This window comes from Streptomyces sp. JL2001, assembly GCF_050917515.1.
GTDB lineage: Bacteria > Actinomycetota > Actinomycetes > Streptomycetales > Streptomycetaceae > Streptomyces.
Genome location: NZ_CP169421.1, coordinates 6,852,637 through 6,873,547, shown reverse-complemented (window position 1 = coordinate 6,873,547; position 20,911 = coordinate 6,852,637). Strand labels below are relative to the sequence as shown.

General features: G+C 74.3%; 19 protein-coding genes. 12 read left to right on the top strand and 7 right to left on the bottom strand.

Annotated features, from left to right (window positions below; all coding sequences use genetic code 11):
• Positions 1 to 32 precede the first annotated feature (32 nt).
• Entirely contained in the window at positions 33 to 1,313 is a 1,281-nt protein-coding gene (locus ACE1OA_RS30760; protein ID WP_432753701.1) for a glycosyltransferase, read from the top strand.
• Positions 1,314 to 1,365: 52 nt separating this feature from the next.
• Here ACE1OA_RS30760 and ACE1OA_RS30755 read toward each other — a convergent pair whose 3' ends face one another.
• On the bottom strand, positions 1,366 to 2,649 hold the full coding sequence (locus ACE1OA_RS30755) for a TerD family protein (RefSeq protein ID WP_432753700.1): 1,284 nt from the start codon (positions 2,647 to 2,649) through the stop codon (positions 1,366 to 1,368).
• 236 nt (positions 2,650 to 2,885) lie between these two features.
• Between ACE1OA_RS30755 and ACE1OA_RS30750 the strand changes: the two genes are divergently transcribed.
• From ACE1OA_RS30750 to ACE1OA_RS30735, 4 genes are all read left to right on the top strand, one after another.
• Positions 2,886 to 3,356 carry a DUF6643 family protein gene (locus ACE1OA_RS30750; RefSeq protein ID WP_356602160.1) on the top strand — a complete coding sequence of 157 codons (471 nt, stop codon included), beginning with the start codon at positions 2,886 to 2,888 and terminating at the stop codon, positions 3,354 to 3,356.
• Positions 3,357 to 3,393: 37 nt separating this feature from the next.
• Positions 3,394 to 4,218 (top strand): MOSC domain-containing protein, encoded by an 825-nt coding sequence (locus ACE1OA_RS30745; protein ID WP_356602162.1) that lies wholly within the window; start codon positions 3,394 to 3,396, stop codon positions 4,216 to 4,218.
• A gap of 174 nt (positions 4,219 to 4,392) precedes the next feature.
• Entirely contained in the window at positions 4,393 to 5,001 is a 609-nt protein-coding gene (locus ACE1OA_RS30740) for an Rv1733c family protein (RefSeq protein WP_356779281.1), read from the top strand.
• Between the two features lie 82 nt (positions 5,002 to 5,083).
• Positions 5,084 to 7,522 (top strand): right-handed parallel beta-helix repeat-containing protein, encoded by a 2,439-nt coding sequence (locus ACE1OA_RS30735; RefSeq protein ID WP_356602166.1) that lies wholly within the window; start codon positions 5,084 to 5,086, stop codon positions 7,520 to 7,522.
• On the opposite strand, the gene ACE1OA_RS30730 is transcribed toward ACE1OA_RS30735, so the two are convergent.
• The gene (locus ACE1OA_RS30730) at positions 7,492 to 9,954 is read right to left on the bottom strand and encodes a hypothetical protein (RefSeq protein ID WP_432753699.1); all 2,463 of its coding nucleotides are present in this window, start codon (positions 9,952 to 9,954) and stop codon (positions 7,492 to 7,494) included. The two genes, ACE1OA_RS30735 and ACE1OA_RS30730, sit on opposite strands and share 31 nt — an antisense overlap.
• A gap of 132 nt (positions 9,955 to 10,086) precedes the next feature.
• Between ACE1OA_RS30730 and ACE1OA_RS30725 the strand changes: the two genes are divergently transcribed.
• From ACE1OA_RS30725 to ACE1OA_RS30715, 3 genes are all read left to right on the top strand, one after another.
• Complete coding sequence (locus ACE1OA_RS30725) at positions 10,087 to 10,932, top strand: DeoR/GlpR family DNA-binding transcription regulator (protein ID WP_356779283.1); 846 nt, start codon at positions 10,087 to 10,089, stop codon at positions 10,930 to 10,932.
• The gene (locus ACE1OA_RS30720; protein ID WP_432753698.1) at positions 10,929 to 11,366 is read left to right on the top strand and encodes an SRPBCC family protein; all 438 of its coding nucleotides are present in this window, start codon (positions 10,929 to 10,931) and stop codon (positions 11,364 to 11,366) included. The genes ACE1OA_RS30725 and ACE1OA_RS30720 overlap by 4 nt, the downstream gene beginning before the upstream one ends.
• 140 nt (positions 11,367 to 11,506) lie before the next feature.
• Entirely contained in the window at positions 11,507 to 12,007 is a 501-nt protein-coding gene (locus ACE1OA_RS30715) for an SRPBCC family protein (RefSeq protein ID WP_432753697.1), read from the top strand.
• On the opposite strand, the gene ACE1OA_RS30710 is transcribed toward ACE1OA_RS30715, so the two are convergent.
• Complete coding sequence (locus ACE1OA_RS30710; protein ID WP_386542077.1) at positions 11,967 to 13,172, bottom strand: PLP-dependent cysteine synthase family protein; 1,206 nt, start codon at positions 13,170 to 13,172, stop codon at positions 11,967 to 11,969. The two genes, ACE1OA_RS30715 and ACE1OA_RS30710, sit on opposite strands and share 41 nt — an antisense overlap.
• 175 nt (positions 13,173 to 13,347) lie before the next feature.
• On the opposite strand from ACE1OA_RS30710, the gene ACE1OA_RS30705 reads away from it, so the two are divergent.
• Together ACE1OA_RS30705 and ACE1OA_RS30700 are read left to right on the top strand one after the other, a co-directional pair.
• Positions 13,348 to 13,665, top strand: coding sequence for a hypothetical protein (locus tag ACE1OA_RS30705; RefSeq protein ID WP_356602178.1), 318 nt, complete (start codon positions 13,348 to 13,350; stop codon positions 13,663 to 13,665).
• Positions 13,666 to 13,848: 183 nt separating this feature from the next.
• Positions 13,849 to 14,454, top strand: coding sequence for an ATP-binding protein (locus ACE1OA_RS30700; protein ID WP_356602180.1), 606 nt, complete (start codon positions 13,849 to 13,851; stop codon positions 14,452 to 14,454).
• A gap of 224 nt (positions 14,455 to 14,678) precedes the next feature.
• On the opposite strand, the gene ACE1OA_RS30695 is transcribed toward ACE1OA_RS30700, so the two are convergent.
• The 3 genes from ACE1OA_RS30695 to ACE1OA_RS30685 all read right to left on the bottom strand — a co-directional run bounded on the left by ACE1OA_RS30695 (position 14,679) and on the right by ACE1OA_RS30685 (position 18,393).
• Positions 14,679 to 17,207: an FtsX-like permease family protein gene (locus ACE1OA_RS30695; protein WP_432754111.1), complete on the bottom strand. Its 2,529-nt coding sequence runs from the start codon at positions 17,205 to 17,207 to the stop codon at positions 14,679 to 14,681.
• Positions 17,208 to 17,308: 101 nt separating this feature from the next.
• Positions 17,309 to 18,106, bottom strand: coding sequence for an ABC transporter ATP-binding protein (locus ACE1OA_RS30690; RefSeq protein WP_356779285.1), 798 nt, complete (start codon positions 18,104 to 18,106; stop codon positions 17,309 to 17,311).
• On the bottom strand, positions 18,103 to 18,393 hold the full coding sequence (locus ACE1OA_RS30685) for an SHOCT domain-containing protein (RefSeq protein ID WP_432753696.1): 291 nt from the start codon (positions 18,391 to 18,393) through the stop codon (positions 18,103 to 18,105). The genes ACE1OA_RS30690 and ACE1OA_RS30685 overlap by 4 nt, the downstream gene beginning before the upstream one ends.
• Positions 18,394 to 18,554: 161 nt before the next feature.
• On the opposite strand from ACE1OA_RS30685, the gene ACE1OA_RS30680 reads away from it, so the two are divergent.
• Positions 18,555 to 19,133 (top strand): TetR/AcrR family transcriptional regulator, encoded by a 579-nt coding sequence (locus ACE1OA_RS30680; RefSeq protein WP_356602186.1) that lies wholly within the window; start codon positions 18,555 to 18,557, stop codon positions 19,131 to 19,133.
• A gap of 168 nt (positions 19,134 to 19,301) precedes the next feature.
• A complete protein-coding gene (locus ACE1OA_RS30675) occupies positions 19,302 to 19,892 on the top strand; it encodes a DUF4865 family protein (RefSeq protein ID WP_356779288.1) in 591 nt (196 codons plus the stop codon).
• A 76-nt stretch (positions 19,893 to 19,968) separates the two neighbouring features.
• Here the strand turns inward: ACE1OA_RS30675 and ACE1OA_RS30670 are convergent, their stop codons facing one another.
• Positions 19,969 to 20,733 (bottom strand): class I SAM-dependent methyltransferase, encoded by a 765-nt coding sequence (locus ACE1OA_RS30670; RefSeq protein ID WP_384868401.1) that lies wholly within the window; start codon positions 20,731 to 20,733, stop codon positions 19,969 to 19,971.
• Positions 20,734 to 20,911: the final 178 nt, after the last annotated feature.

Below are 20,911 nucleotides of genomic sequence, written 5' to 3'. Positions count from 1 at the left end.
CGCCCCCGGCAATCTGGGGCAGACTGCGACGAATGAGCGCCACTGCCTGGATCGCGATGGGTTCGCTGGCCGCCTGGGGGTGGCTGCTGCTGGGTCAGGGTTTCTTCTGGCGTACGGACCAGCGTCTGCCGGGCGGCGGACGCCGGTCCGTACGGGGCAGCGGTCCGCGGGCCGGTGCGTCCGCGCGCCCGGGACCGGAGGACGGCGGGGCGCGACCGCCGTCGGAGGAGACCGGGTCGGGATCCGGGCCGCTGCCGTGGCCCCGGGTCGCGATCGTCGTCCCGGCCCGGGACGAGGCGGAGGTGCTGTCCCTGAGCCTGCCGTCGCTGCTCACCCAGGACTATCCGGGCGAGGCGGAGATCGTGCTCGTCGACGACGGCAGCACGGACGGCACGGGGAAGCTCGCGGGCGAGCTGGCCGTGCGGTACGGAGGGCTGCCGCTGACCGTCGTGTCGCCCGGCGAGCCGGCACCGGGGTGGACCGGGAAGCTCTGGGCCCTGCGGCACGGGATGGCGCTGGCCCGTACCCGCGGTCCCGAGTTCCTGCTGCTGACCGACGCGGACATCGCGCACGAGCCGGACAGTCTGCGGCTGCTGGTGGAGGCGGCGGTCACCGAGGACTTCGACCTGGTGTCCCAGATGGCCAGGCTGCGGGTGGCGACGCTGTGGGAGCGGCTGATCGTGCCCGCCTTCGTGTACTTCTTCGCGCAGCTCTATCCGTTCCGCTGGATCAACGCCCGGCGTCCCCGGGCGACGGCCGCGGCGGGCGGCTGCGTGCTGCTGCGGACGCGGACCGCCGTCCGCGCGCGGGTGCCGGAGGTGATCCGGCAGGCGGTGATCGACGACGTGTCGCTGGCCCGCGCGGTGCGGCGGTCCGGCGGGCGGGTGTGGCTGGGGCTGGCGGAGCGGGTGGACAGCGTGCGGCCCTATCCCCGTCTCGCGGATCTGTGGCGGATGGTGTCGCGGTCGGCGTACGCGCAGCTCCGGCACAATCCGCTGCTGCTCGCCGGCACGGTGGCCGGGCTCGCGCTGGTCTACCTCGCGCCGCCGGTGACGCTGCTGGCCGGGCTGGCGGGCGGCGATCCGGTGGCGGCGCTCGCCGGCGGGCTGGCCTGGGCGGTGATGGCGGGGACGTACGTGCCGATGCTCCGTTACTACGGCCAGCCGCTCTCCCTGGCGCCCACCCTGCCGGTGACCGCTCTCCTCTATCTGTTCATGACGGTGGACTCGGCGGTCCAGCACTACCGGGGGCGGGGCGCGGCCTGGAAGGGGCGGACGTACGCCCGCCCCGAGGCGGCACCTGACCGGCGGTGACCGGCCGGCCGGCGGGCGCCCCGCGGCCCGCCGGCGGTCGGCGGGCCGGCCGTCACTTGCGCCCTGGTGTCCAGTCCATGCCCCAGCCGTACGCCTGGTCGACGGTCCGCTGCGGACTGACCCCGCGGGCGGGGACGAGGTAGCGGGCCTCGCGCCGGACGACGAGGTCTCCGTTCTCGCGGCTGATCAGGGCGAGCGCGCAGACGGTGGACGGCACGGTGCAGTCGTCCAGGGAGAACTCGACGGGCGCTCCGTGCAGGGGCTGGAGCGTGACGGTGGCGTGCAGGTCGGCGAAGCTGCGGGCGCCCTCGTAGACGGTGACGAAGACGAGGACCCGGCTGAGCTTGTCCTTGTGGTCGAGGTTGATGGTGAGGTTCTCGCCCGAGGAGGAAGCCCCGGTGCGGTCGTCGCCGTCGAGGAGGATGAACGGGGGCTGGTGCAGCGCGCCGAAGGCGTTGCCGAGCGCCTGCACCACGCCCTTGCGGCCGTCCGTCAGCTCGTAGAGGGCGCACAGGTCGAGGTCGAGGTCCGCGTGCTGGGCGACCGCCCGGCCCAGCTTGGCCCCCCAGCCGGTGAACTGCTTGCGCATCTGCCAGTTGAGGTTCACGCGCATGGCGCCGGAGGTGCCGCCCTGCTTGGCGAGGGAGACCGTCGGGGCCTCCTTCGTCAGGGTGACCTTGGTGAGCCGGACCGGCTGCGACGGGCCGGCGGGCGGGGCCGTCGGGGCGGGCGCCGCGGGCCGGACCGGCGGGTGCACGGTGACGGGCGGTGCGGCGGGGACCGGAGGGGCCGCGTGCTGCGGCTCGTCCACGGTGATCCCGAAGTCCGTCGCCAGGCCCGCCAGGCCGGAGTCGTACCCCTGTCCCACCGCCCGGAACTTCCACGCTCCCTGGCGCCGGTAGAGCTCGCCGAGCACGAACGCCGTCTCGACGCTCGCGTCCGCGCTGTCGTAGCGCGCGAGCTCCGTCCCGCCGTCCGCGTCGGTGACCCGGACGTACAGCCCCGGCACCCGTCCGAAGGTGCCGCCGTCGGCCGAGCCGGCGAGCACGATCCGCTCGACCTCGGGCTCGACCCGGTCCAGCTCGACCCGGAGGGCGTCGGTCACGGCGTCGCCCGCGGTCCGCTTCCCCTCGTGCCGGACGGCGCCGGAAGCGTGCGCCGGCTGGTTGTAGAAAACGAAGTCGGCGTCGGAGCGCACTTTCCCCGACACAAGGAGTAGCGCCGACGCGTCGACGTCCGGGACGCCCGCGCCTGAACGCCAGCCCAATTCCACGCGCACCGCACGTGCCGGCACCGGAACATTGGCCCCTTTAAGCATGGACATGCTCGCCCCCATCACGGCTCCCGCCCATCAGGATTTCTTTACGTCAACCTAATGCCGGTCACGCCGAGCACACCGGGCCGACCCGTGGGTAACCCCTCCTCAGCTCGGGTTTTCAAGATCGACGCCTCTTCGGGCGACCGTTTTTGTCACGTTCGATCGCATTACGGATCGACGGTCACTCAGAACCCGTCAAACAACCCTCTTATCGGGCTCCCCAACCAGCACATCGTGGGCTTAACTTATGTGCCATGACCTCCCCCCGCTCCACCTACGGAGGCGGTTACTACACCGCGCCGTCGTTCCCCGACACCCCGATCTACGACTCCCTGGTCGCTGAGCGGGGCACGCCTCAGATCGCACCGATCCGAGTGCCCTCCGTCTACGACACCGGCAACAGCTACCTGCCGGCGTTGCCCTCGGCCCTGCCCGCCCTCCCGGCGGCTCCCGTCCATCAGGCCCCCGCCTACAGCGGCGGCGGTTCGTACGGCTACCCGCAGCCGGCGCAGCAGATGGCCCCCGTGCCGCTGCAGCACGCCCCGGCTCCGTACATCCCGCAGCAGCAGGTCCCCCGCGGATACCCGGGCGGCCAGCAGCAGCAGCCGCAGCGCCCGATGACCACGGGGTACGAGGCGATGCGCCCCGCGGCCTCGCGTCCCGTCCAGGCGCAGGCCCCGTACGACGACCCCTACAACCGCCCGTACCAGGGCAGAGGGTACTGACCGACTCCCGGTACGGAGCGGCTGGCAGGATGACGGCATGCCGATTCCTGTTGTGCGCTCCGTCCACGTCCACCCGGTCAAGGCGATGCGCGGTTTCGCGCCCCTCGCCGCGGACGTCCAGCCATGGGGACTGGCCGGCGACCGCCGCTGGACCGTCGTGGACGCGTCGGGCAAGGTCGTGACCCAACGCCGTCATCCGCAGATGGCGTTGGCCTCGGCCGAGCTGCTGCCGGGTGACGCCCTCAGGGTGTCCGCGCCCGGCCGGGAGCCGCTGACGATCGAGGTGCCGCGGCCGTCGTCCACGATTCGGGTGGAGGTCTTCGAGACTCCCGTGGAGGCGGTCCCGGCGGGGGCCGCGGCGGACGCGTGGTTCAGCGCGTACCTGGACACCGAGGTCCGCCTCGTGCACATGGACGACCCCGCACACCGCCGCCCGATCGACCCCGAGTACGCGCTCCCCGGCGAGACGGTGAGCTTCGCGGACGGCTATCCGCTGCTGGTCACCACCGTCGCCTCCCTCGACGCCCTCAACTCGCTGATCGCCCGGGGCGACCATCCCGAGGAGGGCCCGCTGCCCATGAACCGGTTCCGGCCGAACGTCGTGATCGACGGCACGGCCCCCTGGGCCGAGGACGACTGGACCCGGCTCGCCATCGGCGAGGTCTCCTTCCGCGTCGCGAGGTCGTGCGGCCGCTGCGTGGTGACCACCACCGACCAGGAGACCGCCGGGCGCGGCAAGGAACCCCTGCGCACGCTGGCCCGGCACCGCAAGGACGGCAACCGGCTGATCTTCGGCCAGAACCTGGTGCCCGAGCACGTGGGGACGATCCGGGTCGGTGACGAGGTCAAGATCCTCGACTGATCCCCCGCGACCGCCTCACCACCCCCCTCACCTGCGCCGTCACGCCCCGGCGGGCACGGGCGGAGGGGGCGCGCCGGTCCGCCCGGCGCGCGGGGAACCCACCACCGGGTCACACTCGTTGGGGAAGCTGTCGCACCGGGTGCGGCAGCCCGGACGAGCAAGGGGGCGGAGCGTGTGCGCGCAGTCACCGGGATCTGGCGCTGGAGACACAATCCCCTGCGCCGGAGGACCGATCTGATCGAGGCGTGGGTCGCCTTCGTGGCCGTCGTCCTGCTCGCCCTCGCCGTACCCGCGGTCGGCTGGACCGCCGGGGCACGGACCGACGCCTCGCTCCAGCAGGCGGCGCGGACCCAGCACGAGCAGCGGCAGCGGACCACCGCACGGGTGGTGCGGGCCGCCGACACCCCCGCGTCCGGTCTGCACAGCTCCGGTTCCGACGGCGAGGAGCCCCTGCGGCGGGCCGTGGTGGCCCGCTGGACCGCGCCCGACGGGACGTCCCGGACGGGCACGGTCTCCACCCGGCGCGAGCTCGCGGATCCGGGCGACACCTTCCCGATGTGGACCGACCGGGGCGGGCGCCCGGCGACCCCGCCGATGCAGTCCGGAACGGCCCGCGCGCACGCCCTCGTCGTCGGTCTCCTCGCGACGGCCCTGGCGGCCGTCTTCGTGGAGGCCTCACGGCGGCTGGTCGTACGGCGGCTCGTACAGCGACGGTACGAACACCTCGACCGCGCCTGGGCCAAGGCCGGTCCCGACTGGGGGCGTACGGGCGCGGGCAGCTGACCAGTCAACCCGGCCCCTCCGCGCGCGCTACGGTGGGGCATCGGATCAGCGACGACGCATGAGGCGGGGGCAGAGCACACCCATGGCACAGGGCACGGTCCAGGTGACGCACACCGGCACATCGCGGTGGCGACGCCGCACGGGCGAGTACGCCTCCCTCGCCGCCGCCCTGGAGGCCGCCGCCGACGGGGACGTCCTCACCGTCGCCCCCGGCACGTACCGGGAGAACCTCGTCATCCGACGGGCCGTCACCCTGCGCGGGCCCGAAGGCGGTGCCGGGCCGGTCCGGATCGCTCCGGTGGACGGCGTGCCGCTGACCCTCCGGGCCTCGGCGACGCTCCAGGACCTGCACGTGGAGGGGCAGGACGCGGCGGCGCCCGCGGTGCTCGTCGAGGAGGGCACGCCGGAGCTGCTGGACCTGCGGATCGTGACCCGCTCGGCGGCCGGCATCGAGGTGCGCGGCGCCGCGAGACCCACCGTCCGCCGCTGCACCGTCGACAACCCGGCGGGCGTCGGTATCGCCGTACTCGACGGCGCGGGCGGGGTGTTCGAGGAGTGCGAGGTCGTCGCGGCCGGCCAGTCCGGGGTCTCGGTCCGCGGCGGGGCGCATCCCCGGCTGGAGCGCTGCCGGATCCACCACGCCTCGGGTGCGGGGATCACCGTCAACGGCGAAGGCAGCGGCCTGGAGGCCGTCGGCTGCGAGGTGTACGAGATCAAGGGCACCGGTCTCCAGATCGCCGCCCGGGCCTCCGCGCACCTCTCCGACTCCTCGGTGCACCGCACTTCGGCCGACGGCATCACGCTGGACACGGACGCGGTGCTGACGCTGTCCGACTGCGACATCCACGACATCCCCGAGAACGCGGTGGACCTGCGCTCGCGCTCGGTGCTCACGCTGACCCGCTCCACCGTGCGCCGCTTCGGCCGCAACGGCCTGTCGGTGTGGGACCCGGGGACCCGGGTCGACGCCAACCAGTGCGAGATCCACGACAGCACCGGCGACTACCCGGCGGTCTGGGTGAGCGACGGCGCGACCGCCGTGCTCGACTCCTGCCGGGTGCACGACGTGCCGGACGCCCTCTTCGTCCTCGACCGGGGCTCACGGGCCGACGTCGTCGACAGCGACCTGTCGCAGGTGCGCAACACCGCCGTCTCGGTGAGCGACGGGGCGACCGCGCAGCTGGACGACTGCCGGATCCGGGAGGCGTCCACCGGCGCCTGGTTCCGGGACCACGGCAGCGGCGGCACCCTGGCGGGCTGCACCATCGACGGCGTGCAGACCGGGGTCATCGTCACCAAGGGCGCCGACCCCACGATCGAACGCTGCACGGTCACCTCGCCCGCCGAGGCCGGCTTCTACGTGTCGGCGGAAGGCCGCGGCTCCTTCGTCGGCTGCCGGGTGACCGGCAGCGGCGGCTACGGCTTCCACGTGATGGACGGCTGCCGTTCGACGCTGCGCGGCTGCCGCACGGAGCGGTCGGCGCGGCGCGGGTACGAGTTCGCCGAGGGCGGCTCGGCGGGCGAGGGAGCGAACGGCGGCCCGGTGGTGGAGGACTGCACGAGCGACGAGAGCGGGGTGCGGAAGGCTCCGGCCGACAGCGCGGGCGCGACCGTCCTGACGGCCACGCAGACGCCGGGCCTGCTCGGGAACGTGCCCGTGCCGCGTACGGCGGCGGTCGCCCCGCCGCCCGCTCCCGCGCCGGAGCCGGCGCGTTCCTCGAACGACGTGCTGGGCGAACTGGACGCGCTGGTGGGCCTGGAGAGCGTCAAGCACGAGGTCCGCACGCTCACCAACATGATCGAGGTCGGCCGCCGGCGGCAGGAGGCCGGACTCAAGGCCGCCTCCGTGCGCCGCCACCTCGTCTTCACCGGCAACCCCGGCACCGGCAAGACGACCGTGGCCAGGCTCTACGGCGAGATCCTCGCCTCGCTGGGCGTGCTGGAACGCGGGCACCTCGTCGAGGTGTCCCGGGTCGACCTCGTCGGCGAGCACATCGGCTCGACGGCGATCCGCACCCAGGAGGCCTTCGACCGGGCGCGCGGCGGCGTGCTGTTCGTCGACGAGGCGTACGCCCTGTCCCCCGAGGACTCGGGGCGGGACTTCGGGCGGGAGGCGATCGACACCCTGGTGAAGCTGATGGAGGACCACCGGGACGCGGTCGTGGTGATCGTGGCCGGCTACACCGCCGAGATGGACCGCTTCCTGACGGTCAACCCCGGTGTCGCGTCCCGGTTCTCCCGGACCATCAGCTTCAGCGACTACGTGCCGGACGAGCTGCTGCGGATCGTGGGGCAGCAGGCCGACGAGCACGAGTACCGGCTCGCGGAGGGCACCGCCGAGGCGCTGCGCAAGTACTTCACCGAGCTGCCCAAGGGCCCGGCGTTCGGCAACGGCCGCACCGCGCGCCAGACGTTCGAGTCGATGGTGGAGCGGCACGCCGGCCGGGTCGCCGTGCTCGCCGACGCGAGCACGGACGACCTGACCCTGCTCTATCCCGAGGACCTGCCGGAACTCCCCTGATCGGTGCGGGCGGTGCCGCGCTGTCGCGGCAGGGCGGGCGGCAGCCGGTCGAGCAGCGCGGCCCGTTCGGCGGCGAAGACCGGATCGGCCTGGTAGTCGGAGTGGCCCAGGATCGGTTCGGGCAGCGGGTGGGCCTGCGTGCGGCCGTACTCGACCGGGTCGAGGAGGACGGGACGGTCGACCGCCGGCCGGTCCCCCTCCGCCGGCACTCGTACGGGGCCGCCGATCGGGTCGGTGGCCCGGTGGAGGTTGCTCCAGCAGTGCACCGTGCGGTGCAGGCCGCGCAGCGGTCCCGGGCCGAAGTAGGCCGGGAACCAACGCCCGTAGAGCCGTTCCAGCGGTGAGCCGTAGGTGAGGAGCGCGACCCGCCTGCGGGTCGCCGGCGGCAGCTGCCAGACCGCGGCGGCGGCCAGGACGCTGCCCTGCGAGTGGCCGGAGATGACGAGCCGGCCGCCGGTGTGGCGGGTCCAGGAACTCATCCGCCAGGTCAGGTCCGGAACGGCCCGCTCGGCGTAGCAGGGCGGGGCGAAGGGGTGCGCGGCCCGGGGCCAGAAGGTGCCCACGTCCCAGAGGATGCCGATGGTGCGGCGCGCGGAGGCGTCCTTGTAGGCGCGTCGGCCCCAGGTGACGAACAGTATGAAGCCGAAGCCGATCATCCAGGAGCCGAGGGACTGGGCGGTGTCGGCGGCCGACGCGATCGCCGGGTGGGCCCCCTCGAAGGCGCGTCCCGGCACGGCTCCGCCGATCCAGGCCCCGGCGACGGAAGCGGCGCCCAGGAACAGGGTGGCTCCGGAGACGATGCCGACGAGCGGCGGCGCGAAGTCCGTGAGGCCGGCGCGGGCCCGGGTCGCGGCGATCCGCCCGGTGCGCACCGGGTCCGGGGTGACCGTCGCGTACGCGGCCTCGACGACGGGGCCGAGGCGGCGGGCGGCGCGTGCGGTGCGTACGGCGAGGAGGACGGCCGGCGCGAGCAGCATCACGAGCAGCACGGGGATGACGGACGCCTGCCAGCTCAGCAGCACGGGCGGGCCGATGGGAGAGCCGTCGCCCATGCCCGGGGTGGCCGAGCCGTCCAGCCAGTCGGCGACGCGCTGGGCGACGCCTCCGGACATCACGCCGCCCAGGGCGCAGGCGAGCATGGCGACCGCCGGGCCGCCGAGGCCGTGGAGCGCCGTGCGGGACTCGGGCCGGCGGCGGTGGAGCAGGAGGGCGACCGCGCCGAGGGCCACGACGAGACCGCCCTGGACCAGGGTGAGGGCCCCGAAGGTGGTGTCGCCGGGGAGGGTGCCGGCGGAGCGCCACTCGGGGCGGGACCAGCAGGCGTGCGGGACCGCGAGGGCGAGCAGCAGGAGGGAGGCGCAGGGCAGCCATGCCACCAGGGCCCGTTCGAGGCGCAGGTCGAGCCGCCTCTCGCTGCGGCCGCGGCGGCAGACGACCCAGAGGACGACCGCCGCGAGGACGACGACGGCCGCCTGCAGCCCCCAGCCGAAGTCCGTGCGCAGCGCGTCGGGGGCGGTGGCCCGGTCGTGGCGGCCGGTGGCGCCGGTGAGGGCCGCGGCGACGGTCAGGAACCCGGCGGCTGTGTGGGCGGCGCGCAGCCGGGCGACGAGGCGCCGGCCGTACCAGAATCCGCGGCGTCCCAGGGCGGGACGGAGCTCGGTCGGCAGGGCGGCCTCCGGGGACCCGGCGGGTTCGTCGTCCGCCTCGGCCCCGGGGTCGGCGTCCGTGGCCGGGTCGGCCGACTCGCCGCGTCCGGAGGGTGATCCGGCGGGCTCCGCGAGGGGCGGGGTGTCGTCGTGGGCGGTGGGCGGGCGCTGTGCCTCGTAGGCGCTCCAGGTCCGGTTGGAGAGGTACCAGAGCAGGCCGACGAGCGCGGCCGGGACGACCGCGGCGAGCGCGAGCCGGCGCCCCGGCTGGGACCACCAGCCGCCCCGTTCGGCGGAGAGGAAGCCGAGCCAGGAGCGGTCCTGCGCACAGGCGGCGTCGCCCGCGCACTGCCAGGCCGTCAGGTCGAGCGCGACCTCGCACGCGGCGGCGGTGAGCAGCACGGTGAGGGTGAGGGCGACGAGCCGGACCAGCACCCCGTACAGCCGCACGAGACCCGGGCGGTCCGGGGCGGGCGGGCGCATCCAGTGGGCGAGGTTGGCGACCATGAAGGGCAGGAGGAGCAGCCACAGGGCACGGGCGCCGTTGCCGGAGGTGAGGTTGGACCAGCAGTACGCCTCCGGGACCGGACGTTCGGCGTAGCGCTCCGGGTGGTCCTCGGCGTCCAGGTCGTCGCAGCGCCGGTACATGGCGGCGGTCGCGTCGCCGGTCACCCGCACCGTCCGCGGGTCGTCCAGCATGTCCTGCGGCGTGGCCCCGCCGACACCGTGGACGAGGAGCTCCAGCGCCGCGCCCCCGTGCTTCGGGGACGGTGTGGCAGGGGACACTTCGGTGTCTCGCTCTCTGGGTGGGAGGATTCGACGGCAGGCAACAGGATCGCGGAAGGCCGGGCGTCCGTGCACGACCTCTCACGGAATCCGACGCCAATCCCCCAGTCCCCTTCGGAAGGACCGTCATCGGTGGTCAGCGACCAGCAGAACCTCCTCGCGGAGCAGCGGCGCGCCCTCATCCTGGACGAGGTGCGGCGACGCGGCGGTGTCCGGGTCAACGAGCTGACACGACGGCTCAACGTCTCGGACATGACCGTCCGCAGGGACCTGGACGCGCTGGCGCGGCAGGGGGTCGTCGAGAAGGTGCACGGCGGCGCGGTGCCGGTCGTCGAGACGAGCACGCACGAGCCGGGGTTCGAGGCCAAGTCGGCTCTGGAGCTGGGTGCCAAGGAGGAGATCGCGCGGACGGCCGCGCGGATGGTCGCGCCCGGTACGGCGATCGCCCTTTCGGGGGGTACGACGACGTTCGCGCTCGCGGCGCAGCTGCTGGACGTGCCGGATCTGACGGTGGTGACCAACTCGGTCCGGGTGGCGGACGTCTTCCACGCGGCACGCCGGCCCGGCTCCGGTGAGGCCCGCCCGGGCGCGGCGACCGTGGTCCTGACGGGCGGGGTGCGGACCCCGTCGGACGCGTTGGTGGGCCCGGTGGCCGACCAGGCGATCCGTTCGCTCCACTTCGACGTGCTGTTCCTCGGCGTGCACGGGATCTCGGTGGAGGCGGGCCTGTCCACGCCGAACCTGGCGGAGGCCGAGACGAACCGGCGCCTGGTGCGCTCCGCGCGCCGCGTCGTGGTGCTGGCGGACCACACCAAGTGGGGGACGGTCGGGCTGAGTTCGTTCGCCCGGCTGGACGAGGTGGACGCGCTGGTGACGGACGCGGGGCTGTCGGCGCGGACCCGGGCGGAGATGGCGGAGCATCTGCCGGGGCTGGTGGTGGCCGGCGAGCGGGAGCGGGCCGAGGGCGACGGCCGGTGAGCTCCTTCCGGATCGAACGTGTCACGGGTCTGCCGGCCGGGGACGCGTGGCGGCGGCTCACGGACTGGCCGGCGCACGGCGAGCGGGTGCCGCTGACCTCGACCCGGCTGCTGACCGCGGGCACGCCCGGGGTGGGCACCCGTTTCGTGGCCCGGACGGCGATCGGGCGGCTCGGCGTCGACGACGTGATGGAGGTCGTCCGCTGGGAGCCGCCGGAGCCGGGACGGCCGGGCGTGTGCGGGCTGGAGAAACGCGGCCGGGTGGTCCTGGGCCGTGCCGTGATCGAGGTGCACGGCACGGCGGACGGCGGCTCGCGCGTGGTCTGGTGCGAGGAGTTGCGGGTGCGCGGAGTGCCGCGTCTCGTCGATCCGGTGCTCGCGTTCGCGGGACGGCGGCTGTTCGGCCGGGTGATGGACGGACTGCTGGGCATCTGACGGGCCGGCGACTATGGTGTGCGCACTCCGGCCCGCTCCCGGGTCCCGTCCGGAGAGCGGCGTCGTCCGCCCGGGGGCGGGATCCAGGGCGCCCGGAGCCCGACACGATCGGCACCACACCTGCTGGGGAGGTACGGTCCATGGCACGCCGACTCAGGCCGGTGGAGATCGACTTCGTCGCGTCCGCGCCCGGACGCCTGGTGTTCACCGCCGAGTTGGCGGCCCCGCCGGGCGCCGTCTACCGGTCGCTGGCGGAGGAGGTGGGCAGTTGGCCCGCCTGGTTCACGGCCGTGGCCTCGGCCCGGCCGACCGCCGGCGGGGCCGGCCGGACGGTCGCGCTGCGGGGCGGGGTGTCCTTCCAGGAGACGATCATGGCCGCCGAACCCGACGTCCGGTACGCCTACCGGGTGGACGAGACCAACGCGCCCGCCGTACGGGCCATGGTGGAGGAGTGGAGCCTGTCCCCCGCCGGTCCGGGCACCCGGGTGCGCTGGACGATGGCGGTGGACGGCCCCGCGCCGTACCTCCTCGCGATGCGGCTGGCACGGCCGGGCGTCGGCTGGTCCTTCCGCGACGCGATGCGCCGCCTGGACCGCCGGCTCACTCCGGCCAGGCACCCGTCTCCAGGAAGCGGTCGATAGCGGCCGCGTACGGCGCGATGTCCAGGCCCTGTTCGGCCAGCCAGGCGTCGGAGTAGTACTTGTCGAGGTAGCGGTCGCCCGGGTCGCAGATGAGGGTCACGACGCTGCCGGTGCGGCCGTGCTCGACCATCTCGGCGACGATCTTGAAGGCGCTCCACAGACCGGTTCCGGTGGATCCGCCGGCCTTGCGGCCGATCGCGGCCTCCAGGGCGCGGACGGCCGCGACGCTGGCCGCGTCGGGGACCTTCATCATCCGGTCGATGGCGCCGGGCACGAAGCTGGGCTCCATGCGGGGCCGGCCGATGCCCTCGATGCGGGAGCCGCAGTCGGACGTCGCGTACGGGTCGTTGCGCGTCCAGCCGTCGAAGAAGCAGGAGTTCTCGGGGTCGGCGACACAGATGCGGGTGTCGTGCTGCATGTAGTGGACGTAGCGCGCGATGGTGGCGGAGGTGCCGCCGGTACCGGCGGTGGCCACGATCCAGGCCGGCTCGGGGTAGCGCTCCAGCTTCAGCTGCTGGTACATCGATTCGGCGATGTTGTTGTTGCCCCGCCAGTCGGTGGCCCGCTCCGCGTAGGTGAACTGGTCCATGTAGTGGCCGCCGGTCTGTGCGGCGAGGGCCGCGGACTCCTCGTACATCTTGCGGGAGTCGTCGACGAAGTGGCACCGGCCGCCGTGGAATTCGATCAGCCGGCACTTCTCGGGGCTGGTGGTGCGGGGCATCACGGCGATGAAGGGCACGCCGATCAGCTTGGCGAAGTACGCCTCGGAGACGGCCGTCGAGCCGCTGGACGCCTCGATCACGGGCTTGCCGGGGCGGATCCAGCCGTTGCACAGGCCGTAGAGGAAGAGCGAGCGGGCGAGCCGGTGCTTGAGGCTGCCGGTGGGGTGGGTCGACTCGTCCTTGAGGTAGAGGTCGATCCCCCACTTCTCCGGGAGCGGGAAGCGCAGCAGATGGGTGTCGGCGGACCGGTTGGCGTCGGCCTGGACCTTGCGGACGGCCTCCTTCAGCCAGGCGCGGTACGCCGGGTCGCTGCGGTCGATGTCGACGGTCGCCGGGGCGGTGACGGACGGGACGAAGGTCGCCGTGCCGGTGACCGACGGGGTGGTGTTCGCCGCGCCGGTGCTGCCCGCACCGTCCGCCGCGCTGTTCTCCGTGGTGCTCATGCGTCGCTCTCCAAGCCGTGGCCACAAGGTCTTCCACTGCCGAAGATAACTCCCTCACCTGCACAAACGTTCACTTTGGGGGTCCATAGGAGTCGCTTGCAGAAGGGCCTCTGGTGCACCCGGCGCGCGCCCGGCACACTGGTCGGAGGAACCGGCACGAAGGGGGCGGAGAGTGATGGCGGAGCCCGAGTTCACCGCGACGGGGGTTCGGATCGAGCGCTGGCCCCGGTCGCTGACCAGGGCGGGCGAGGTCCGGATCGAGGACGGCAGGCTGTCGTTGCTGACCAGCTACGGCAGCGAGATCGACAGCGCACCGGTGGACGCGGTGCGGGCGGGCCGTCCGTGGTTCGCGAAGCCGGACGAGACCGTGGCCACGGTCAACGGCACGCGCTACCGCCTGACCATGGACGGGCCGCAGGACCGCGACTCCGGACCGGGGCGCTTCCTCGACGCGCTGAAAAAGGCGGCCGGGCGGCGGGGCGGGAACGTCTGAAGCGTGGGTGACCTGCGGCGGGTCGCCGCAAGTTGCGGGCCGGTCACCACTGGCTCACGCTGGAACCACCTCACTGAGGGTTGATCGGTGGTGACGCTGTGAACCAGCCCGCCGCCGCCGTGCGCAGCGCATGAAAGATCCGATCCTTCGTCTTCTTCCGGACTACTTCGGGGAGTCGCAGCCGTGATCAGCGAGCCCAGCAGGCACTGCACGGTGGAGCTCCAAGCCCTGCCGTCGCGGATCGGTCAGGTCCGCAGAATCGTATCGGCGCATCTGCGCTACTGGCATCTCGATGCCTTGGTCGACCACGCGGCGCTCGGCGTCACCGAGCTCCTCACCAATGTCCACCGGCACGCACAGCCGGACAAGCGGTGCACCGTGGAGATCGAGCTGCTGCTCGACCGCCTCACCGTGTCCGTCCGTGACCACGACCCGCGAATACCGGCCGTCGGCGGTACGGCGGCCGGGGGTCCCGCGTCCGGGGCCGTCGACGACCTCGCCACCTCGGGCCGTGGACTGGCCATCATCGAGGCGTTCAGCGAGAGCTGGGGCATCCGGACGCACGGGGAGGCCGGCAAGGTCGTCTGGTTCACCCTCCCGGCTCCCGTCCCGGCGGCCGCGGTCCCCTCCCGGTCGCACGCCGTCTACGGCGCCACGACCGAGGGCCCCTTCATCGGCCACACCCGCTACCGGGGATCCCACGGCAGCAGTCTGGACGGCATCGAGTTCGGCACCCCCACGGTGCCGGCCCGCGCCCCGGCCGCCGCCAGGTCGGTCCTGGCGAGCTGAGACGCGGACGGGTGGGCCGAGCGCTCACCCGGACGGCGGTACGCGCCGGCCTCACCCGGCCCGCACCCCTACGATGCCCTCCGTCCGGCACCCGAGCCCGTACGAGCCCTCCGTGATGACGGCCGGCCGCCCCGGACACACCCTCCGGGGCGGTCCGGGGCGGCCGGGTGCTCCGGCGGCGCGTACCGCCCGCACCTCACCCGGCGTGCGCCGCCCCCGGGACGTCACTCCGTCGCGATCGCCCGCAACACGTCCAGGCGTGCGGCCCGGCGGGCCGGCCGCCAGGCGGCCAGGGCGCCCGCCGTCAGCCCGACCAGTGCGACGACGGCGAGCTGCGCGGGCGGGACGGCGAAGGCGAACGCGCTGTCGCTCGCCCCGTCGGACGCCTCGACCAGCACCCACCCGAGGAAGCCGCCCAGGGCCAGCCCACCCGCCGTCCCGAAGGCCGCGACCAGGACGGACTCCCAGCGGACCATGGCCCTCGACTGCCGCCGGGTCTGGCCCACGGCCCGCAACAGGCCCAGCTCACGGGTGCGTTCGTGGACCGCGAGGGTCAGCGTGTTGGCGATGCCGAGCAGGGCGATCAGCACGGCGAGGGCCAGCAGCGCGTAGACGAGCGTCAGCATCATGTCGATGCCGCTCGCCGAGGTGGCGGCGTACTCGTCGCGGTTCTGCACCTCGGGGTCGCCGTACCGCGCGGCGGTCCGCTCGACGGCCGCCCTGCCCGCGTCGGCGGAGACGCCGTCCGCGAGGCTCACGGCGACGAGGGTGTCGGCGTCCTGCCCGCGGTGCGGGGCCCATGCCTCGCGGGTCAGGACGTAGTCCCCGGCCAGTTCGGACCGCTGGTAGACGGCGCGGACCGTGAAGGCGTGCCGGCTGCCGTCGGTGAAGACGACCCGGGTGGTGCTGCCGGGCCGCAGTCCGGACTTCTCCGCCTCCGCCGCGGCGACGGCGATGCCGTCCGTGCCGAGTCCGCCCAGTGAGCCGTCGACGGCGCCCAGGTCCAGGGAACGGGCGAGCGCGGCCGGGTCGGTGACCGTCAGGGCGCGGCCCCGGCCGTCGATCTCCGCCACGCCGCGGCCGAGACCGACGGCGTTCTCCACCTCGGGCAGCCGGTCGAGCGCCGGTGCGAGGCGGGGGCTGAGCCCGTTGCCGCCCGCGCCGAACGAGGGGGTGCCGACGGCCAGGTCACCGGCGAAGGACCGCGAGACGGTCTGGTCCATGGTCGCCTTGAGCGAGGCGCCGAAGACGGTGAAGAGGGAGACGACGGCGACGCCGATCATCAGCGCGGTCGCGGTGGCGGCGGTCCGCTTCGGGCTGCGCAGCGCGTTGCGCCGGGCGAGCCCTCGGTTGGCCCCGCGCAGCGGCGCCCCGAGGGGCCGTACCGCGTACGACGCGGCCACCGGGCCGAGTACGACGAACGCCGTGAGTGCCAGGACCGCTCCGGTCGCCGCCAGCCACAGCGACGGGGCCGGCAGGACGCCGCCGAGGACCAGGGCCACCGCCCCGAGCAGCAGCGCCGAACCGGCCCGGGTCCGCGCCCGGGAGGCACCCGCGTCGTCCACGGCCGTCTCCCGCAGCGCCGCGAGCGGCGCCGTGCGTCCGGCCTTCACGGCGGGCAGCAGGGCGGAGCCGGCGCAGACCAGGAGGCCGACCGCGAACGGCAGCGCCATCGACAGGGCGCCGATCACCAACGGGCCCTCGGGGAAGGGGAAGCCGATGGCCGGGAACAGTGCCTGGAGGCCGGCCGCGATGCCGATCCCGCCGGCCAGTCCGGCGGCGGAGGCGGCCAGACCGACCGCCACGGCCTCGGCGAAGGTCGCGCCGACGACCTGACGCCGGGAGGCGCCGAGGGCGCGCAGCAGCGCGTTCTCCCGGGTCCGCTGGGCGACGACGATCGCGAAGGTGTTGTGGATGGAGAAGACGGAGACGAGGAGCGCGACCCCGCTGAACACCAGCAGGAAGGTGGTGAAGAGGGTCAGGAACCGGCCGGAGATCATCTCCGTGTTCTCCTCGGCCACCCGCTGACCGGTGACGGCCTCGGCTCCCTCGGGAAGCACCGGGTTCAGGGCGTCGACGAGCTCCTGCTGCGAGGTGCCGGGGCCAGCCCGGACGAGGATGTCCGTCGCCTCGCCGGGCTTCGGCATGAGGTACTTCTCGGCGTCCGCGCGGGTCAGGCCGGTGTAGGTGACCTGGGCCATGCCGTCCTCGCCCCCGAAGGTGACCAGGCCCACCACGGTCACCTTCACCGGGTCGGGGGTGCGCAGCGTCGTCGTGTCGCCCACGGACAGCCCGCCGGCCTCGGCGGCGCCGCGGTTGACCACGACCTCGCCGGACGTCCGCGGCGCGCGGCCCTCGGCCAGGGCGTACGGGTTGAGGACGGGGTCCTCGATCCAGTTGCCCGCGAGGGTCGGCGGGCCCTGGCCGCCGACGGGGTCGCCGTCGGCGCCGACCAGCCGGCCGGCGCCCTCGATGCGGGGGACGGCCGCGGCGACACCGGGCACCGCGGCGATCCGGTCCGCGAGCGAGGCGGGGACGCGGCTGCGGGTGCCCTGCCCCTCCCCCGCGACCGTGACCACGCCGGTACTGCGGACGACGGCGTCCGTGCCGGCCCCGGCCGTGCCGAACAGCGAGTCGAAGCTCGCGCGCAGGGTGTCGCCCATGACGAGGGTGCCGGTGAGGAAGGCGACGCCGAGCAGGACGGCGGTGAACGTGCCGGCGAAGCGCCGCCGGTGGGCGCGCAGCCCGGCCAGGCTGAGCCGGAGCGAGGCACGGGCGGGGCTCGCGGGGCGGGTGGGGGCGCCGACCCCGGCAGGGGTCCCGTCGTCCGTGCGGTGGGTGCCGCGGCGTGTCGTCACGACCTCGCCTCCTGGGTACGGGTGCCGCCGTCGAAGGCCTTCAAGCGGTCGAGGACCCGCTCGGCGGTGGGTTCCGGCATCCGGTCGACGAGCCGGCCGTCCGCGAGGAAGACCACCTCGTCGGCGTGGGCGGCGGCGACCGGGTCGTGGGTGACCATGACGACCGTACGGGCGGTCCGGCGCACCGCCCGGCCGAGCAGGCGCAGGACCTCCTCGCCCGACCGCGAGTCGAGGTTGCCGGTCGGCTCGTCCGCGAAGACGACGTCCGGCGTGCCGGCGAAGGCGCGGGCGACGGCGACGCGTTGCTGCTGGCCGCCGGAGAGTTCGGCGGGCCGGTGGTGCAGGCGGTCGCGCAGGCCGACGGTGTCGATCAGCACCTCCAGCCACTCCCGGTCGGGGGCGGTGCCGGCCAGGTCCAGGGGGAGCGTGATGTTCTCGGCGACCGTGAGGGTCGGCAGCAGGTTGAACGCCTGGAAGACGAAGCCGACGCGTTCGCGGCGCAGCAGGGTCAGGCGGCGGTCGTCGAGGGTGGAGAGGTCCGTGTCCCCGATGAGGGCCGCCCCCGACGTGAGGGTGTCGAGCCCGGCCGCGCAGTGCATGAGGGTCGACTTCCCCGAGCCCGAGGGGCCCATGATCGCGGTGAAGCGTCCGGCCGGGAAGTCGACGCTCACCCCGTCCAGGGCCCTGACCTCGGTGTCGCCGTCGCCGTAGACCTTCACGGCGTCGACGACGCGCGCGGCGGCGCGGGTGGTGTCCGGGACCGGGGTGGTCTCCGTGGAGGCGGACGTGCTCATCGCGCGCGCCCCTCGGACCCGGCGGAGCGGCCGAACTGCTCCTCCAGGACGGTCAGCCGGCGCCAGTACTCGTCCTCGTCGATCTCTCCGCCGGCGAAGCGGCGGCCCAGGAGCGCGATCGGGGACCGCTCGTCGTGGGCCGGGCGGCCCCAGGGGCCCCGGCCTCGGGAGGGGCCGATGCGTCCGGTCCGGCGCAGCACGGTGACCACGGTGACGATCACGGCCGCCCAGACGAGGGGGAAGAAGAGGACCCAGGGGCCGGGTCCCGCGTGGGCCATTGTGTTCATGATCTCTCAGCTCCTCGTGCGTCGTGCCGACTGCGTGTGCCGGTGCTTCGAGACTCGCGCGGGGAGGGGGTCCGGGTCGTCGTACGGCCAGCGGCTTCGCCCGTACGACACGGGGAGTAGAGACGGCCGCGGCGACTGCTCCCGGTTCTGTACCTACTGGTATGTACACTCGCCGTATGAGTACCTCCGAGCGACTGGTCGAGGCCACCCGCGAGCTGCTCTGGGAGCGCGGTTACGTCGGCACCAGCCCCAGGGCGATCCAGCAGGCCGCCGGGGCCGGGCAGGGCAGCATGTACCACCACTTCGCAGGCAAGCCGGACCTGGCGCTGGCCGCGATCCGGCGGACGGCCGAGGAGATGCGGGACACGGCGGAGGCCGTCCTCGGTGGCGGCGGTTCGGCGTACGGGCGCCTGGAGGCCTATCTGCTGCGCGAGCGCCCGGTGCTGAGGGGCTGTCCGCTGGGCCGCCTGACGATGGACCCCGACGTCCTCGCCGACGACCGGCTGCGGGCCCCGGTCGAGGAGACCCTCGACTGGCTGCGCGGCCGGATCGCCGACGTCGTCCGGGAGGGTCTGGACACCGGGGAGTTGGCGGGTCCGCTCGATCCGGCCGAACTGGCGGCCACCGTCGTGGCGACCGTCCAGGGCGGCTACGTGCTCGCCCGCGCGGCGGGGTCGCCGGCCGCCTTCGACGCGGCGGTGCGGGGGCTCCTCGGCCTGCTCGCGCCTCGCGCGGCCTGACGGCTCCGCACACGACCGACCCGCTCCGCCCGTTCGGGGGCCCGTCCACCCCGAGAAGTGCCCGCAGGCCCCGGAGGAGTACACCCGCCCCACCGGGCCCGATCACCACCCGCGGCGCCCGGACGGTCCTCCGTACGCCTCCCGCCCGAGAGAACCGGAGAGTGCCCGATGCACGCGATGCAGTACGAGATCACCCTGCCCGCCGACCACCCCATGGAGCTCATCCGCGAGCGGGTCGCCACCCGGGGCCACCTGCTGGACGACTTCCCGGGGCTCGGGCTCAAGGCGTACCTGATGCGCGAACAGGCGGACGGATCGCCGGTGAACCAGTACGCCCCGTTCTACCTGTGGGCGCGGCCGGAGGGCATGCACGCGTTCCTGTGGGGTCCCGGCTTCCAGGGGATCGTGCGCGACTTCGGCCGTCCGGTGGTGCAGCACTGGGCGGGGCTGGCGTACGACGAGGGTCCGGCGGCGCCGCACGTCCCGCGGACCGCGACGCGCCGCACGCTCCCCGTGCCGCGTGGCGTCGCACCCGCCGAGGCGGTCGCCGGGGCCCTGGCACGGCAGGCGCGGGAGGCCCGGGAGGAGGGCGTGGTGGCGAGCGCGGTGGCGGTCGACCCGCGGCACTGGGAACTGCTCCACTTCACGCTCTGGGCGACGGACGGGAGGGACGTGCCGGCGGACCGGGGCGACCGCTTCCAGGTGCTCCACCTCTCCGCGCCGGAGCGGTCGCAGCTGCGCGGGTGGCGGCAGGGGTGAACCCGGACGGGCCGGCGCCGTGGACGACCCGTCCGGACGCCGGCCGCGCGGGCCCACGCAGGGCTCCAGGGGCTGGTCAGTCCACCGGAATCAGGGTCAGGTAGGCGATGCCGAGCACGTTCCGGTAGCCCTTCAGCCAGCTCGCACGCTGCGCGTCGACGCGCTCGCGGGTCTCCGTGGCGAGCGGGTGGCCGGGGTTCGCCGCGAGCCAGACCTCGGTGTCGTGGCGGTAGCCGGACTCGAACTCCTCCCACTCCTCGCGGCTCGCCGTCTCGATCCAGGCGGGGCGGAAGCCCGCCTCGATCGCCAGGTCCACGAGCGGACCGAGGAGGAGGTGGTCGTCGGGGCCGGCGCCCGGCCACATCCCGGCGAGCTCCTCGTCGGTCGGGGTGCGCTCCCAGAACCCCTCACCGAGCACGACCCGGCCGCCGGGACGGACGAGGCGGCGCAGTTCCCGGAGGGCGGCCGCGGGATCGTACGGCAGGGCGGGGTCGCACAGGGCCTGGCTGGAACCCAGGCAGAGGATCGCGTCGACCGGTCCCCGCGTGGTGCCGAGCGCCGACTCCTCGACGAACTCGACGCGATCGGCCAGCCCCTTCTCCTGGGCGAGGAGCCGGCCCCGGGCCAGGTCCTCGGCGTTGATGTCGATGCCGACACCACTCGCGTCCGGCGCGGCCTCCAGCACGCGCATCAGCAACTCGCCCCAGCCGCAGCCGATGTCGAGGACGGTGGCGGGCGAGGCGGCCGCGATCCGCTCGATCATGCGGACGGCGCGGTCCTCGGAGAGCGGGCCGTGGAAGGTCAGGTTGCCGAGACGCGGCGGAAGATCATGATCGGTCATAGGGTCGGACGGTACGCCGTGCGCGCCCCGTCGACCAGCGAATTCGACCGGCCCGCGGCTCGCGCGCCGACGGAACGGGACATTCGTTCCGGTTCGGGCGCGGCACCGGTCGCGCGGATCCGGCCACCACGCTGACGGCTCGGATCGACGCGGAGGCCGACCTGCCGCTCGACGGCCG